A 14,506-nucleotide genomic window follows, 5' to 3' on the forward strand; every position below is an offset into this window, starting at 1 on the left:
GATAGAGACTCAGGCGTCCTGGGCGGCGGCGTTCAAGCCCAGCTCACCCAATACGCGACCGCGGGATTCGTCGTCGGCGAGAACGCCTTCGATAGCTTTGCGGAACGCAGGCGCGTTACCCAGCGGGCCTTTGAGGGCCACCAGCGCGTCGCGCAGTTCCATCAGTTTTTTCAGCTCAGGCACTTGCTCGACCAGGCTGGCCGGGTTGAAGTCCTTCATCGAGTTGACGCGCAGTTTCACGGCCAGTTCTTCAGTGTCGCTTTCTTCCTGAAGACGGTTCGGCACGCTCAACGTCAGGCTCAGCTCTTGCTTGGCCAACACTTCGTCGAAAGTCATTTTGTCGATGCTGATCGGCTTGCGATCTTCGACTTTGCGTTCGTCCTTGCGGTGGGTGTAGTCACCGATTGCCAGTAGTTTCAGCGGCAGTTCAATCTCTTCCTGAGCACCACCGGTGGCAGGTTTGAAGGTGACGTTGATGCGTTCCTTGGGGGCTACCGAGCCTTCTTTGGCCATGGCTTTTCTCCTTGCGGTTGTGGCCCTGGGGCCTATTCGAGTACCACTTCGAGATCGAGGTGGCACAGCCTGCGATAAATCTCTTCCTTGCGTTCACGTACGGCATGGTTCTGCGGCAACAACTCGCAGCAGCTATGCAGTAAATGCAGCACTTCCAGCGCAAGATCGGGCTCCCAGGCGTTCAGGCCTGAGTCCTGTAATGTTTGGTCAAGGGTTTCGAGTTGGGTCCTGGCCAGTTCGTACTTTTTGGCCATGAAGCACAGCCGCGCCAAGGCGAACTGCCAGAAAAATCGCGCCCGCCCGCCTTGGGCGCCTTGCAGGCCCTGCTTGAGGATCTGCACCGCGGCCTTGAGGCCGTCCTTGCGCAAAATCGGCAGGACTTCTTCCAGGGCCACTTCCCAGGCCGGCTGGTTGTCGACGACTTCGACTTTGCGCGGCGCGCTGGCGCTTTGCAGGTGCGGCATGACGTTAGCGCTGACCCAGGCGCGAGTGGCCGGATCGGCAAACGGCGCACCGTCATGGAAACGCAGTTCGATGATGCCAGGCAGGCGCTGAATCAAAAGCGCGAAGTGGATTTCCACTTCGCGCATTGCCATCTCGGCGTTCAGCCCCTGGAGGCATTCCCAGACCATTCGCTGGCCATCGAACCAGAACGGCGCCTTCGCCAGGCTTGCCTCCAGTTCCACCAGCAGGTCCGCGTATTTGGCCTGGTCGTATCGATCCTGATAGGCCTTGAGCTTGTCCGCCGGCAAGCCGCGCAACATGGTGATCTGCTCGGCGTTGCGCTCGGGCACCGCGTCGATCGGCAACCACAGCAACGTACGATTGAGGCGCAGAGCACGCAGGTCTGTGGCTTTCTGTTTGAGCCACCAGGCACACAGCGGACGGGCGCTTTCCTGCTGGGCGCGCAGGGCCTTGTGGGCTTCTTTCTCGTTGTCGATCGGTGCGCCAGGCGTGAACAACTGGGTCGCAGCCTGCTTGACCTGAGCGACGGCGGCCCCCACCACACCGGGTTCCGGCTGGTTATCAGCGGCGCGCTGCACCATGTTTTTCAGGCGGCGGGAGATCGGCAGGAGTAACGGCGCATCGTCGCCCAGGTGCTCGGTGCACGCGGCGTCGAGACCTTCAAGGTGCTCCACCATCCGGCGGAACATGGGCAACTGCTCTTTGATCGCGACATTTTCGGTCAGCACCTGCTCAAGACGCGGTACCAACCAACTGATGGCAGCGGAGCGGGTGCGAGCCTTGTTCGGGTGAACTTCGGCCCAGTGGTTTTCCGACAAATGGTGCAGCAAACCAAGGCCCGCCAGCAGCCCCTGAAAGGATTCACGCTGGTACAAAGCCCAGGTCAGCCAGGCGCCGACCCGCAAATCCTTGGACTGGGTGCGCAGCAGGTTTTCGCTATTTTCACGGATTTTCAGCCAGTCGATCTGACCGGCTTCGTGCATCGATTGAGCTTTGGCCAGCTCGCTTTCCAGCGCTTCATATTCACTTGAAAAGCGAACATCCTCGCCCGCGAAATTCTCTATGGAAACAGAGGCTTTTGCGAGCTCAAGATAATGGGCGGAAAGTTTGCTTGAGTAGGACATCCATGGCCTTTATTTAGGATTACGGTCACACGCCCATTGGAGTTTCAACGGCGGCAGACTGTATCAAAGAGCGTCGATGGGTCTCATCCAATTGAGTTCGGGCTCTTGCAAGTGGGCGCATCGTAATCACTATGATGGCCACTAGCAAGCATCCGATTAAACAACAAGGCGAAGTGTTCTCTGTTTCACGTAGGAGATATCCCTATATCTCTCAGGGACTCCCCTGATGTCAGTTTAATATTTCATCTGCCCGGCTTCCTTCGCATAACCATTGATCCAGAGCCCTTGCTTGATCCCCAACAATCATTGGCGATTCGGCCCGTACGATTGGCGCAAAGCATGACAAGAATAAAAAATGATAAATGTAGGAAATGTCTGAAAGGTTGCACACATCAATGAACAAAGTGACGAAGGAAAACAGCAAACTATAAAAGCACCATCGCGATGACGGCACTTTTATATAGGCTGAATTCAGGTACGAATTCGAGGATAACTCCCCTAATCCTCTCTGTTTGCGGCGTGTATTAATCAGTCGGCCATACTCTGCATATAGACAGAAGACGGCGCCCATAAAAAATGGGCCTCCGACTTAATCGGCAGGCCCATTTTTCAATACGGTTCTCCCCTTTATTCAGGGAGTTCGCCGCAATTATGGATTAACGCTGTCTTTCAACGACTTGCCTGGCTTGAAGGCAACGGTGTTACTTGCCTTGATTTTCACAGGCTCACCGGTTTGCGGGTTTTTGCCGGTGCGAGCACCGCGATGGCGTTGCAGGAAGGTACCAAAGCCCACCAGCGTAACGCTGTCCTTGCGGTGCAGAGCGCCGGTGATTTCTTCGAGAACGGCGTTGAGAACGCGGTTGGCCTGCTCTTTGGTGAGGTCTGCTTTTTCAGCGATTGCAGCGGCGAGTTCTGGTTTACGCATTAGTGAAGCCCCTTTGACGGTTTTTTGTTGTTATGTCCGTGCTGTTCTCGTTGGAACAGCGCCCAAGGCGCCGCAGGTGCTCTACTCTGCGGCAGACGGGGTGAGGATGGCACGCACGGAAGAGCCGCGCCAGTCTCGGCGCGACGTTTGTAGGGGCAAAAGCGGGGTGATTCCGACAGAACGACCGGTATTTACGCCAGCAGGGGCGGAAGCTCTTTGTTCAAAGCGAGTTTTTCCATCACCGCTGCGCCTGTCAGGGCATAACCGAGCAATTTGCCCGAACCATCACGGCACAACACCTTGATGTCGGCGCCCTGCCCTTCGACCGTCCAGACGCCCTCGACGCCCCGTGGCGGTGGCGAAACCACCAGCGGGCAGACCGGGGTTTTTACGGTGATCGGCATCGGGCCGTAATTCACCGCCACCGGGTTTCCTGCCAAGGTTTGCGCCAGCGCTCTCGCACAGCTCATCAGGGGCATCACGTACAACAGATTCAGCCCATCGACCTCGGCGCAGTCGCCCAGGGCGTAGATATTGGCGTGGGAAGTCTTCAGGTGACGATCGACGACCACGCCGCGATTGACCTGGATGCCTGCGGCAGCCGCCAAGTCGATTCGTGGACGCAAACCGATGGCCGAGACCACCACATCGCACGGGATGACCTGGCCATCGGACAGGTGCGCTTCCAGCCCGTCAGCCACACGCTGCAGGCGATTGAGTACCGGCCCGAGGTGGAAGCGTGCACCGAGGCTTTCCAGCCCGGCCTGGACCGCTGCGGCCGCTGCGGGATGCAGCAGGGTCGGCATGACCTGTTCGCACGGTGCTACCAATTGCACTTCGTAACCGCCGAGGATCAGGTCGTTGGCAAACTCACAACCAATCAGACCGGCGCCAAGCAGCAACACCCGGCGCTTGCCAGCCGCAGCGGCGCGAAAGCGTGCGTAGTCTTCCAGATCATTGATCGGGAACACCGCATCAGCGCCGTCGCCTTCGATGGGCACGCGCACGGTTTCCGCGCCCCAGGCGAGGATCAGGTCGCGGTAGATCACCGATTCCTCGCCGATCCACAGGCGCTTGTGGCCAGGGTCGATGCCGCTGATGCGGGAGTGGGTGCGTATTTCAGCTTTCAACTGCTCGGCCATGGTCCCCGGTTCGGCCATGCTCAGGCCGTCGGCGTCCTTGTTTTTGCCGAAACCGGTGGAGAGCATCGGCTTGGAGTAGGAGCGCCCATCATCGGCGGTAATCAGCAACAACGGGGTTTCGCCATCGAGTTTGCGAAATTCCCGGGCCAGGTTGTAGCCAGCCAGGCCAGTACCGACGATCACGACAGGTGCGTTCATTCCCTACTCCTCTTTTTGTCTTAGTTGATTTCGATCATTTCGAAATCCATCTTGCCCACGCCACAGTCCGGGCACAGCCAGTCTTCCGGTACGTCCTGCCACAGGGTGCCCGGTGCAATGCCGTCATCCGGCCAGCCGTCGGCTTCGTTATAGATCAGGCCGCAGACCACACATTGCCACTTTTTCATTCAATTACTTCCTCAGGATTCAGGCTTTTGCCGGCGCGAACGGTCGATGGGTAAAGCGCTGCCGTCCGGCTCAGGGCGTTTTGTACTGATCGAGCCCGGCAGATGCAAGCCTGTTCGGCGCAACAGCGGGCCGGCTCAATCAAAATCGCCGGCTGTCATGGTAAGCTCGCCGCCTCATTTGCTGCCAATAATGACTCACTGTGCCGCACTCAAAAGCCCCATTCTGGCTCCCCCAAAGCCAACTCGCACCCCGCCCCGACGCGTCTACCCTCGACTGGTTGTTCGACGAAGGCTCCCTGACCCGACGCCTGATCCGTCTGTCGAATGATCGCTTCAGCGTCACGCCATTGTTCGAAGGCTGGCAAGCGTTGCGCGCCGACGAATGTGCCGCGCTGGACCTGGCCGACGGCAGCGAAGGTTGGGTGCGCGAGGTGTATCTGCGCGGCAACGGCCAAGCCTGGGTGTTCGCTCGTAGCGTGGCGGCGCGTAGTGCGTTGCAAGGTGACGGGTTGCACATGGACGAACTGGGTAGCCGCTCACTGGGTGAACTGCTGTTCTGTGATCGGGCATTCCAGCGCCAAGCCATCGAGGTTTGCCACTATCCTCAGGAATGGCTGCCGCTGGAATCCCGGGCACCGGAGCTGTGGGGCCGCCGCTCGCGGTTCGACCGTGGCGCCTTGAGCGTGCTGGTGGCCGAGATTTTCCTGCCGACCTTGTGGCTTGCCACCCGCGCCCATCCGGAGAATTGCTGATGTACACCAGCCTGCTCAAGTCCCTGAACCGCTTGAATCCCCGGGCCTGGGATTTCATTCAGCTGACCCGCATGGACAAGCCGATCGGCATCTACTTGCTGCTGTGGCCAACCCTCTGGGCGCTGTGGATTGCCGGCAAGGGCTCGCCATCATTGGCCAACATCGTGATTTTCGTCCTCGGCGTGGTGCTGACTCGCGCCGGTGGTTGCGTGATCAATGACTGGGCGGATCGCAAGGTCGACGGTCACGTGAAACGCACTGAACAACGGCCGTTGGTGAGCGGCAAGATCAGCTCCAAGGAAGCCTTGGTGTTTTTTGCGCTGCTGATGGGCGTGAGTTTTCTGCTGGTGCTGTGCACGAATGCCCCAACTGTCTGGCTGTCGCTGGGTGGCTTGGCGCTGGCTTTCAGTTACCCGTTCATGAAGCGCTACACCTATTACCCGCAGGTCGTGTTGGGCGCGGCGTTCTCCTGGGGAATGCCGATGGCCTTCACCGCCGAGACCGGTGAACTGCCGGCAGCGGCGTGGTTGCTGTGGATTGCCAATTTGCTGTGGACCGTCGGCTACGACACCTATTACGCCATGACCGACCGCGACGACGACTTGAAGATCGGCGTGAAATCCACTGCGATTCTGTTTGGTGATGCCGATCGGGTGATCATTCTGACGTTGCAGGGTCTGGCCTTGGGCTGCCTGCTGCTGGCGGGGTCGAAATTCCAGCTCGGTGGCTGGTTCCACCTTGGATTACTGGCGGCGGCGGGCTGTTTTGCGTGGGAGTTCTGGTACACCCGCAGCAAGGACCGGATGCGTTGCTTCAAGGCGTTCTTGCACAACCACTGGGCCGGGTTGGCAATTTTTATCGGGATCGTTCTGGATTACGCGCTGCGCTAAGCCAAATCTGCCCCGAAACCGGGGCAGATTTGCCGTTACCCGAATCAGTTACTTCTGCGACTCGTGGACGACGTGCCAGACATCCTTCATGCCGTCACCCTTCATTTCTCCAGGTTTTTCGTCCTTCGCGAACGTGTACAACGGTTTACCGTCGTATGCGTATTGCATCATGCCGTCATCGCGCTTGATGACCGTCCATTTGCCTTCGGCCTTGGCACCCGCCGGGGCCATCATCGGCGGCCAGTTCTTGGCGCAATCGCCGTTACACATGGACTTGCCGCCAGCGTCCTTGTCGAACGTGTAAACAGTCATTCCCTTGTGATCGACCATCATGCCGCCCTTCATCATGGCTGGGTCGGCAGCGAAGGCCATTGCCGGCAAAGCCAGAGCAGCAGCCAACATCAGAGCCTTAAGGGAGAACGTGTATTGAGTCATGGAAACCTTCTCTTGTGGTTGTCAGGATTCGGAATTAGAGCTTAGCCCAGGATCATGACAATCGCCGCTCGACTAAAATACTGTCACACGACTGCAATAATTCCGTTATCTAATGCGGCGCAAGACAGTTAAATGACAAGAGGATTAAGGCATGGTTGGCAGGAGCATTCTGATCGTCGACGACGAAGCGCCCATTCGCGAAATGATCGCCGTTGCGTTGGAAATGGCCGGCTATGACTGCCTGGAGGCGGAGAACTCCCAGCAGGCCCATGCCATCATCGTCGACCGCAAGCCGGACCTGATCCTGCTGGACTGGATGCTGCCCGGCACCTCCGGCATCGAGTTGGCCCGACGTCTCAAGCGCGATGAGCTGACCGGGGGTATTCCGATCATCATGCTCACCGCCAAGGGCGAAGAGGACAACAAGATCCAGGGCCTGGAAGTCGGTGCCGACGACTACATCACCAAACCGTTTTCCCCCCGCGAACTGGTAGCACGCCTCAAAGCCGTACTGCGCCGCGCCGGCCCGACCGATGGCGAAACACCGATTGAAGTCGGCGGTTTGCTACTGGACCCGATCAGTCACCGCGTAACCATTGACGGCAAGCCTGCCGAGATGGGGCCGACCGAATACCGCCTGCTGCAATTTTTCATGACCCACCAGGAGCGCGCCTACACCCGTGGCCAGTTGCTGGATCAGGTCTGGGGTGGCAACGTCTATGTCGAAGAACGCACGGTCGACGTGCACATCCGGCGCCTGCGCAAAGCCCTCGGCGATGCCTACGAAAATCTGGTACAAACCGTGCGCGGCACCGGCTACCGGTTTTCCACCAAGGCCTGAGCTGATGGCCCTGCTCGCTGACAAGGACGCATATTTTTCGTGAACCAAAACTGGCATGGCACCCTGATTCGCCACATGCTGTTGCTGGTCACCGCCTGCCTGGTGATCGGCCTGATTTCCGGCTACTACGGCTGGAGCCTCGCGGCCGGCCTGGGCCTTTACCTGGCCTGGACCCTCAAACAGCTTTTGCGCCTGCACGAATGGCTGCGCCTGCACAAACCCGATGAAGCACCGCCCGATGGCTATGGCCTGTGGGGCGAAGTGTTCGACAGCATCTACCACCTGCAACGCCGCGACCAACGAGTGCGCGGGCGCCTGCAAGCGGTGATCGACCGGGTCCAGGAATCCACCGCCGCGCTGAAAGACGCGGTGATCATGCTCGACAGCGACGGCAACCTGGAATGGTGGAACCGCGCCGCCGAAACCCTGCTGGGCCTCAAGACCCCGCAAGACAGCGGCCAACCGGTGACCAACCTGGTGCGCCATCCACGCTTCAAGGAATACTTCGAGCAGGACAGCTACGCCGAACCGCTGGAAATCCCTTCGCCGATCAATGATCGCCTGCGCATTCAGCTGTACATCACCCGTTACGGCAACAACGAACACCTGATGCTGGTGCGCGACGTGACGCGTATCCATCAGCTGGAGCAGATGCGCAAAGACTTCATCGCCAACGTGTCCCACGAACTACGCACGCCGCTGACCGTGATCTGCGGCTACCTGGAAACCTTGCTCGACAACGTCGAGGAAGTGAACCCGCGCTGGACCCGTGCCTTGCAGCAGATGCAGCAGCAAGGCGGACGCATGCAGACATTGCTCAATGACTTGCTGCTGTTGGCCAAGCTGGAAGCCACCGATTACCCATCGGACAACCAGCCCGTATCCATTGATGGCTTGCTGAAGTCAATCAAGAGCGATGCCCAGCAGTTGTCCGGTCAACGCAATCAGAAGATCACCCTGGAAGCCGACCCGGCGATTTTGCTCAAGGGCAGCGAAGCCGAATTGCGCAGCGCGTTCTCCAACCTGGTGTTCAACGCGGTGAAGTACACCCCGGCCGAAGGCAATATCCGCATTCGCTGGTGGGGCGACGATCAAGGCGCGCACCTGAGCGTGCAGGATTCCGGGATTGGCATCGACAGCAAACACCTGCCGCGCCTGACCGAACGCTTCTACCGCGTCGACTCCAGCCGCAACTCCAACACCGGCGGCACCGGCCTGGGGCTGGCGATCGTCAAACACGTGCTGCTGCGTCACCGCGCGCGGATGGAAATCAGCAGCGTGCCGGGGCATGGCAGCACATTCACCTGCCATTTTGCGCCGGCCCAAGTGACCAAATCCCGGGTTATCAGCGCCGCCGACTGATACCGGCCAGCACTCGCCACTAGGCAATCACCGAGTCAGCCGCTACATTGGCTGACTTGTGCCTGCCCTTTCAGGCACCGCATCCCCCTCTTTTTTGAATACACGGAACCCGCAAAACTCCATCATGGACCCATCCCCTGGCTTGACCCTCGCGACACTCTTCGCCGATTTCGGCATGATTCTTTTTGCTCTGATCCTGGTACTGCTCAACGGATTTTTCGTTGCGGCCGAATTTGCCATGGTCAAACTGCGCTCGACCCGGGTCGAGGCCATCGCTGAAAAAAACGGCTGGCGCGGACACATCCTGCGCACCGTGCACAGTCAGCTCGATGCGTACCTCTCGGCTTGCCAGTTGGGTATCACCCTCGCCTCGCTGGGCCTGGGCTGGGTCGGTGAGCCGGCGTTCGCACACATTCTCGAACCGATACTCAGCGCCGTGGGCGTGCAGTCGGCCGAAGTGATCAAAGGCGTGTCGTTCTTCGCCGCGTTCTTCGTGATTTCGTACCTGCACATCGTGGTTGGTGAACTGGCGCCCAAATCGTGGGCGATCCGTAAACCGGAGCTGCTGTCGCTCTGGACCGCCGTGCCGCTGTACTTGTTCTACTGGGCCATGTATCCGGCCATTTACCTGCTCAACGCCAGCGCCAACACGATCCTGCGGATCGCCGGCCAGGGCGAACCCGGCCCGCATCACGAGCACCATTACAGCCGTGAAGAACTGAAACTGATCCTGCACTCCAGCCGTGGCCAGGACCCGAGCGACCAAGGCATGCGTGTGTTGGCCTCGGCAGTGGAAATGGGTGAGCTGGAAGTGGTGGACTGGGCCAACTCCCGGGAAGACCTGGTGACGCTGGAGTTCAACGCGCCGCTCAAGGAAATCCTCGCGCTGTTCCGTCGCCACAAGTTCAGCCGTTATCCGGTGTACGACAGCGAGCGCCAGGAGTTCGTCGGTCTGCTGCACATCAAGGATTTACTGCTCGAATTGGCGGCCCTGGACCACATTCCCGAGTCCTTCAACCTGGCTGAGCTGACCCGCCCGCTGGAGCGCATCTCACGCCACATGCCGCTGTCGCAATTGCTTGAGCAGTTCCGCAAGGGCGGCTCGCACTTCGCCGTGGTCGAAGAAGCCGACGGCAACATCATCGGCTACCTGACCATGGAAGATGTGCTGGAAGTGCTGGTGGGCGATATTCAGGACGAACACCGCAAGGCCGAGCGCGGGATCCTCGCGTACCAGCCGGGCAAGCTGCTGGTGCGAGGCGACACGCCGCTGTTCAAGGTTGAACGCCTGCTGGGCATCGACCTGGACCACATCGAAGCCGAAACCCTCGCAGGGCTCGTCTACGAAACCCTGAAACGGGTGCCGGAAGAGGAAGAAGTGCTGGAAGTCGAAGGTCTGCGGATCATCATCAAGAAGATGAAAGGGCCGAAGATTATTTTGGCCAAGGTTTTGATGCTGGATTGATTGTCGGCGGGCCTTTGTGGCTAGGGGGCTTGCCCCCGTTGGGCTGCGAAGCGGCCCCTAAACCCCTCAACCGCATAGTCCCTGACATTCCGCATTCATGGTTTTGGGACGGCTCCGCCGTCCAACGAGGGCAAGCCCCCTCGCCACAATTGATCTCATCGCCTTCATTGCTTGCCCAACGCAAAGTTGGGCAACGCTCCCACCGGTTGATTGAACTGGTACGGAATCGACACCAACCCCAACCCGGTATTGCGCTGCACCACAAAGTGCAAGTGCGGCCCGCTGCTGTTACCGGTGTTGCCCGACAACGCCAGCGCACTGCCCACCGCCACTCGCTGACCTTCGCGAACGCTCACCGAACCTTGCTTGAGGTGCAGGTACACGCCCATGGTCCCGTCATCGTGCAACACCCGCACGAAATTGCCCGACGGATCATTGCCACGGCCGCTCTGGCCATTCTCGGTTTTCACCACCATCCCGGCCCGCGCCGCGATGATCGGCGTGCCTTCGGGCATGGCGATGTCCATCGCGTAGCGGTTCTTGGCACCGAAGTGGCTGTATTGGCCATTGGCGCCTTGGCTCAAGCGAAACGGCCCGCCACGCCAGGGGAAGGGATAACGATAGCTCTGAGCGGCGCCTGAAGGGTCGCCCATGGAATATTGGAAGCTCGGGGTATACACCAGCGGCTTGCCGCCGGTAATCGCCGTGAGCAGCGCCAGGCGTGAGTTGCTGCGTGCCGGCAAGACCCGGCGAATCGGTTGGCTCGGCGCCCCCTTGACGTTGCTCAACCCGGCAAAGCTCAGCTCGACCTCCACCGGCGCATACAGGTCGTTGCGCACAAACACCACATCCACGCCCTTCTGCTTCTTGATGTCGAGGTACACCTGACGCTCCAGGTGCTCGACCATCCGGTCCCGAAAGACAAACACCTGGGAGCCTTTCGTGGGGCGGTCGCTGTAAGAGACCACGCCATTGGCATCGGTGGATTTGTAAATGGTCATGGCCACAGCCGAGGTGGAGGCCACGAAAAGACCACAGAAAAACAGCAGGCGCGCGAGCATGGGCAAGAGTCTGTCGAGTAAGGCCTGGGGAAGAGCCTAGCAGCTGAGATGGACCAGCGTAGTCGGCAGATGTTTCAAATGATCGCTCCGACGCTCTGCGTGGGAATGCAGCCAGGAACGCTCTGCGTTTCCTGTGAAGCGGACGCGGGGCGTGGGAACGATCGGATCAGAAAGTGGTGCGGTGCATTTGATGGCCCCTTCGCGGGCAAGCCTCGCTCCTACGGGATTGGTGTCGTCCGCAATGGGCACGACACCTGTAGGAGCGAGGCTTGCCCGCGAAGGCGTATTGGCAGGCGACGAAGATTACGCGCCTGGAACGAAATGCTTCTGCGCCGTACCACGGGCAATCAGGCGCGAGATGTAGTCGAGCTTCTGCGCATCCTTATCGACAAAACGGAAGGTCAGTTGCAACCAGTCGCTGTCGGGTTTTGGCTCGTGGGCGACGATGGCGTGCAGGTAGCCGTTCAGACGGGCGGTTTCAGCGTTGTCACCCTGCTCCAGGTCCAGCACCGCACTTTCGAGCACTTGCGGCAGGATGTCGGTGCGTTTTACCACCAGCAGCGCTTCCTTGAGGCTCAAGGCTTTGATCACGCATTGCTGAGTGCCGCTGGACAGGCGCAACTGGCCCTGGCCACGACCACCGCCGGGTGCGGCCGAAGCGGCAGCAGGTGCCTTGACCGGCGGGCTGTTGAGCAAACCACGGGACGGCGCAGCGGCGGTCGCCGGTGCGGCCACGGCGACAGGCTTGGCAAACGGGTTGACCGGAGCGGCCGATGGCGCGACCACGGCAGCCTTGCCACCGGTCAATGCGCTCAGGGAGTCGTTGCCGAACGCCGAGTTCATCTTGCTCGGGGCACTGTTCATCAACGTGTCGAGCTTGCCGACCTTGTTCAACGCCTGCTTGACCTTGGTCAGCAGTTGCTCGTTGGTGAACGGCTTGCTGACGTAACCGGAAACCCCGGCCTGAATCGCCTGCACCACGTTCTCTTTGTCGCCACGGCTGGTCACCATCACGAACGGCATGGTCTTGAGGTTGTCCTGCTCGCGGCACCAGGTCAGCAATTCCAGGCCGGACATTTCCGGCATTTCCCAGTCACACAGAACCAGGTCGAACGCTTCACGCGCCAGAATCGCCTGAGCCTTTTTGCCGTTGACCGCGTCTTCGATCCGGATACCCGGGAAGTAGTTGCGCAGGCACTTCTTCACCAGGTCACGAATGAACGACGCATCGTCCACGACCAACACACTGACCTTACTCATCCACAACCCCTTTAAAAAATCCCGGCAAGCATACCGCTTTGCTGATGGCACATTGCCAAAAACCTTCAGTCACGCCGGGACTTTTCGTTCGCGGGTGCTGCTTTCGAATTCAAAACCACAAACAAAAACGCCCGGCCAAAAGGCCGGGCGCTTTTCTCAGGCAATCTTACTTATCGTCAGCTTTGCCCGGAACATTAGCGGTTTCGCCACTTGTGCCTTCAACTTCTTCTTTCATGCGCTTGAGGCCCAGGTGCCGCACATCGGTGCCGCGCACCAGGTAAATCACCAGTTCGGAGATGTTGCGCGCGTGATCGCCGATCCGTTCCAGGGAACGCAGCACCCAAATGATGCTCAAGACCCGCGAGATAGAGCGCGGGTCTTCCATCATGTAGGTGGCCAGTTCACGCAGGGCGGTCTTGTATTCGCGGTCGATGATCTTGTCGTACTGCGCCACCGACAACGCCAGGTCAGCGTCAAAACGGGCAAAGGCGTCCAGCGCATCGCGAACCATGTTGCGCACTTGGTCACCGATGTGGCGAACCTCGACGTAACCGCGCGGCGCTTCGCCTTCTTCGCACAGCTGAATGGCGCGACGGGCGATCTTGGTCGCTTCGTCGCCGATGCGCTCCAGGTCGATCACGGATTTGGAAATGCTGATGATCAGACGCAAGTCAGACGCCGCGGGCTGACGACGGGCCAGAATACGCAGGCACTCTTCGTCGATATTGCGTTCCATCTGGTTGATCTGGTCGTCAATATCACGCACCTGCTGGGCCAGGCCGGAGTCGGCCTCGATCAGCGCGGTCACCGCGTCATTGACCTGCTTCTCCACCAGCCCGCCCATGGCCAGGAGGTGGCTGCGCACTTCCTCCAGCTCAGCGTTGAACTGCTGGGAAATGTGATGGGTAAGGCCTTCTTTACTAATCATGTTGGCGTCCTTGGAGCGTCCGGTAAGGTGCGGTGGACCGCAGCGTCAGTTCAGTGAGCAACAACAGCTTCCTAGCCGTAACGACCGGTGATGTAGTCTTCGGTCTGCTTCTTCGCCGGATTGGTGAACAAGGTGTCGGTGTCGCCGAATTCCACCAGTTTGCCCATGTACATGAACGCCGTGTAGTCGGAAACCCGCGCGGCCTGTTGCATGTTGTGGGTCACGATGACGATGGTGAACTTGGATTTCAGTTCGTAGATCAGCTCTTCGACTTTCAGCGTGGAGATCGGGTCGAGTGCCGAGCACGGTTCGTCGAGCAGCAGCACTTCCGGCTCCACGGCGATGGTGCGGGCGATCACCAGACGTTGCTGCTGACCACCGGACAAGCCAAGTGCCGACTCATGCAGACGATCTTTGACTTCGTCCCACAGCGCCGCGCCTTTCAACGCCCACTCAACGGCTTCGTCGAGAATGCGCTTTTTGTTGATGCCCTGGATGCGCAGGCCGTAGACCACGTTTTCATAGATGGTTTTCGGGAACGGGTTCGGCTTCTGGAACACCATGCCGACGCGGCGACGCAGCTCGGCCACGTCTTCGCCCTTACGATAGATGTTGTTGCCGTAGAGGTTGATCGCGCCTTCGACGCGGCAACCGTCCACCAGGTCGTTCATGCGGTTGAAGGTCCGCAGCAGCGTGGACTTGCCGCAGCCGGACGGGCCGATGAAGGCCGTCACGCGCTGTTTCGGGATGTTCATGCTGACGTCGTACAGCGCTTGTTTATCGCCGTAGAACAGGCTCAGGCCCGGCACTTCAATGGCCACGGTTTCCTGCTCGAGGCTCAGGCTCTGTTTGTCGCGGCCCAGGGCAGACATGTTGATGCCGTGGGTATGTGTTTCGTGCTGCATGGGAGGCTCCCTGTGCTAACAAATTCGGTTCGGTTGGCCGCTAGCCTCACAA

The 14,506-nt window shown here is 59.5% G+C and carries 15 protein-coding genes; 5 read left to right on the forward strand and 10 right to left on the reverse strand.

The window, feature by feature from the left end:
• Positions 1–9 precede the first annotated feature (9 nt).
• From tssB to ACWIKB_RS02630, 5 genes are all read right to left on the reverse strand, one after another.
• Positions 10–513: a type VI secretion system contractile sheath small subunit gene (gene tssB / locus ACWIKB_RS02610; protein ID WP_027926311.1), complete on the reverse strand. Its 504-nt coding sequence runs from the start codon at positions 511–513 to the stop codon at positions 10–12.
• A gap of 32 nt (positions 514–545) precedes the next feature.
• Positions 546–2,102 carry a type VI secretion system protein TssA gene (gene tssA / locus ACWIKB_RS02615; protein ID WP_475265198.1) on the reverse strand — a complete coding sequence of 519 codons (1,557 nt, stop codon included), beginning with the start codon at positions 2,100–2,102 and terminating at the stop codon, positions 546–548.
• 649 nt (positions 2,103–2,751) lie between these two features.
• The gene (locus ACWIKB_RS02620; protein WP_003213368.1) at positions 2,752–3,027 is read right to left on the reverse strand and encodes an HU family DNA-binding protein; all 276 of its coding nucleotides are present in this window, start codon (positions 3,025–3,027) and stop codon (positions 2,752–2,754) included.
• A 191-nt stretch (positions 3,028–3,218) separates the two neighbouring features.
• Positions 3,219–4,367 carry an NAD(P)/FAD-dependent oxidoreductase gene (locus ACWIKB_RS02625; protein WP_475265199.1) on the reverse strand — a complete coding sequence of 383 codons (1,149 nt, stop codon included), beginning with the start codon at positions 4,365–4,367 and terminating at the stop codon, positions 3,219–3,221.
• 20 nt (positions 4,368–4,387) lie between these two features.
• Positions 4,388–4,555 carry a rubredoxin gene (locus ACWIKB_RS02630; RefSeq protein ID WP_007954349.1) on the reverse strand — a complete coding sequence of 56 codons (168 nt, stop codon included), beginning with the start codon at positions 4,553–4,555 and terminating at the stop codon, positions 4,388–4,390.
• A gap of 200 nt (positions 4,556–4,755) precedes the next feature.
• On the opposite strand from ACWIKB_RS02630, the gene ACWIKB_RS02635 reads away from it, so the two are divergent.
• Both ACWIKB_RS02635 and ubiA read left to right on the forward strand, forming a co-directional pair.
• Entirely contained in the window at positions 4,756–5,307 is a 552-nt protein-coding gene (locus ACWIKB_RS02635; protein WP_475265200.1) for a chorismate--pyruvate lyase family protein, read from the forward strand.
• On the forward strand, positions 5,307–6,197 hold the full coding sequence (gene ubiA / locus ACWIKB_RS02640; RefSeq protein WP_475265201.1) for a 4-hydroxybenzoate octaprenyltransferase: 891 nt from the start codon (positions 5,307–5,309) through the stop codon (positions 6,195–6,197). Before ACWIKB_RS02635 ends, ubiA begins: the two co-directional genes overlap by 1 nt.
• Before the next feature lie 48 nt (positions 6,198–6,245).
• Here the strand turns inward: ubiA and ACWIKB_RS02645 are convergent, their stop codons facing one another.
• Positions 6,246–6,632 carry a COG4315 family predicted lipoprotein gene (locus tag ACWIKB_RS02645; RefSeq protein ID WP_475265202.1) on the reverse strand — a complete coding sequence of 129 codons (387 nt, stop codon included), beginning with the start codon at positions 6,630–6,632 and terminating at the stop codon, positions 6,246–6,248.
• Positions 6,633–6,783: 151 nt separating this feature from the next.
• Here ACWIKB_RS02645 and phoB point away from each other — a divergent pair, with 151 nt between their 5' ends.
• The 3 genes from phoB (at position 6,784) to ACWIKB_RS02660 (ending at position 10,300) form a co-directional block, all read left to right on the forward strand.
• The gene (gene phoB, locus ACWIKB_RS02650) at positions 6,784–7,473 is read left to right on the forward strand and encodes a phosphate regulon transcriptional regulator PhoB (RefSeq protein ID WP_403025632.1); all 690 of its coding nucleotides are present in this window, start codon (positions 6,784–6,786) and stop codon (positions 7,471–7,473) included.
• Positions 7,474–7,548: 75 nt separating this feature from the next.
• The gene (gene phoR / locus ACWIKB_RS02655; RefSeq protein WP_475265390.1) at positions 7,549–8,835 is read left to right on the forward strand and encodes a phosphate regulon sensor histidine kinase PhoR; all 1,287 of its coding nucleotides are present in this window, start codon (positions 7,549–7,551) and stop codon (positions 8,833–8,835) included.
• Between the two features lie 124 nt (positions 8,836–8,959).
• Positions 8,960–10,300 (forward strand): hemolysin family protein, encoded by a 1,341-nt coding sequence (locus tag ACWIKB_RS02660; RefSeq protein ID WP_475265203.1) that lies wholly within the window; start codon positions 8,960–8,962, stop codon positions 10,298–10,300.
• 164 nt (positions 10,301–10,464) lie between these two features.
• On the opposite strand, the gene ACWIKB_RS02665 is transcribed toward ACWIKB_RS02660, so the two are convergent.
• The 4 genes from ACWIKB_RS02665 to pstB all read right to left on the reverse strand — a co-directional run bounded on the left by ACWIKB_RS02665 (position 10,465) and on the right by pstB (position 14,454).
• The gene (locus ACWIKB_RS02665) at positions 10,465–11,361 is read right to left on the reverse strand and encodes a peptidoglycan DD-metalloendopeptidase family protein (RefSeq protein ID WP_401325404.1); all 897 of its coding nucleotides are present in this window, start codon (positions 11,359–11,361) and stop codon (positions 10,465–10,467) included.
• 303 nt (positions 11,362–11,664) lie between these two features.
• Positions 11,665–12,621, reverse strand: a complete 957-nt coding sequence (locus ACWIKB_RS02670) for a response regulator (RefSeq protein ID WP_475265204.1) — start codon at positions 12,619–12,621, stop codon at positions 11,665–11,667.
• 166 nt (positions 12,622–12,787) lie between these two features.
• The gene (gene phoU / locus ACWIKB_RS02675; RefSeq protein ID WP_475265205.1) at positions 12,788–13,549 is read right to left on the reverse strand and encodes a phosphate signaling complex protein PhoU; all 762 of its coding nucleotides are present in this window, start codon (positions 13,547–13,549) and stop codon (positions 12,788–12,790) included.
• Positions 13,550–13,620: 71 nt separating this feature from the next.
• Positions 13,621–14,454 (reverse strand): phosphate ABC transporter ATP-binding protein PstB, encoded by an 834-nt coding sequence (gene pstB, locus ACWIKB_RS02680; RefSeq protein WP_007942698.1) that lies wholly within the window; start codon positions 14,452–14,454, stop codon positions 13,621–13,623.
• Positions 14,455–14,506 lie beyond the last annotated feature (52 nt).

This window comes from Pseudomonas sp. 5Vm1k, from assembly GCF_056161485.1.

Coding starts and splice junctions, on each gene's coding strand:
- ubiA (WP_475265201.1), top strand. CDS start 5,307: ATGTACACCAGCCTGCTCAAGTCCCTGAACCGCTTGAATCCCCGGGCC.
- tssA (WP_475265198.1), bottom strand. CDS start 2,102: ATGTCCTACTCAAGCAAACTTTCCGCCCATTATCTTGAGCTCGCAAAA.
- tssB (WP_027926311.1), bottom strand. CDS start 513: ATGGCCAAAGAAGGCTCGGTAGCCCCCAAGGAACGCATCAACGTCACC.
- ACWIKB_RS02620 (WP_003213368.1), bottom strand. CDS start 3,027: ATGCGTAAACCAGAACTCGCCGCTGCAATCGCTGAAAAAGCAGACCTC.
- ACWIKB_RS02660 (WP_475265203.1), top strand. CDS start 8,960: ATGGACCCATCCCCTGGCTTGACCCTCGCGACACTCTTCGCCGATTTC.
- phoR (WP_475265390.1), top strand. CDS start 7,549: ATGCTGTTGCTGGTCACCGCCTGCCTGGTGATCGGCCTGATTTCCGGC.
- pstB (WP_007942698.1), bottom strand. CDS start 14,454: ATGCAGCACGAAACACATACCCACGGCATCAACATGTCTGCCCTGGGC.
- ACWIKB_RS02645 (WP_475265202.1), bottom strand. CDS start 6,632: ATGACTCAATACACGTTCTCCCTTAAGGCTCTGATGTTGGCTGCTGCT.
- phoB (WP_403025632.1), top strand. CDS start 6,784: ATGGTTGGCAGGAGCATTCTGATCGTCGACGACGAAGCGCCCATTCGC.
- ACWIKB_RS02625 (WP_475265199.1), bottom strand. CDS start 4,367: ATGAACGCACCTGTCGTGATCGTCGGTACTGGCCTGGCTGGCTACAAC.
- phoU (WP_475265205.1), bottom strand. CDS start 13,549: ATGATTAGTAAAGAAGGCCTTACCCATCACATTTCCCAGCAGTTCAAC.
- ACWIKB_RS02665 (WP_401325404.1), bottom strand. CDS start 11,361: ATGCTCGCGCGCCTGCTGTTTTTCTGTGGTCTTTTCGTGGCCTCCACC.
- ACWIKB_RS02670 (WP_475265204.1), bottom strand. CDS start 12,621: ATGAGTAAGGTCAGTGTGTTGGTCGTGGACGATGCGTCGTTCATTCGT.
- ACWIKB_RS02630 (WP_007954349.1), bottom strand. CDS start 4,555: ATGAAAAAGTGGCAATGTGTGGTCTGCGGCCTGATCTATAACGAAGCC.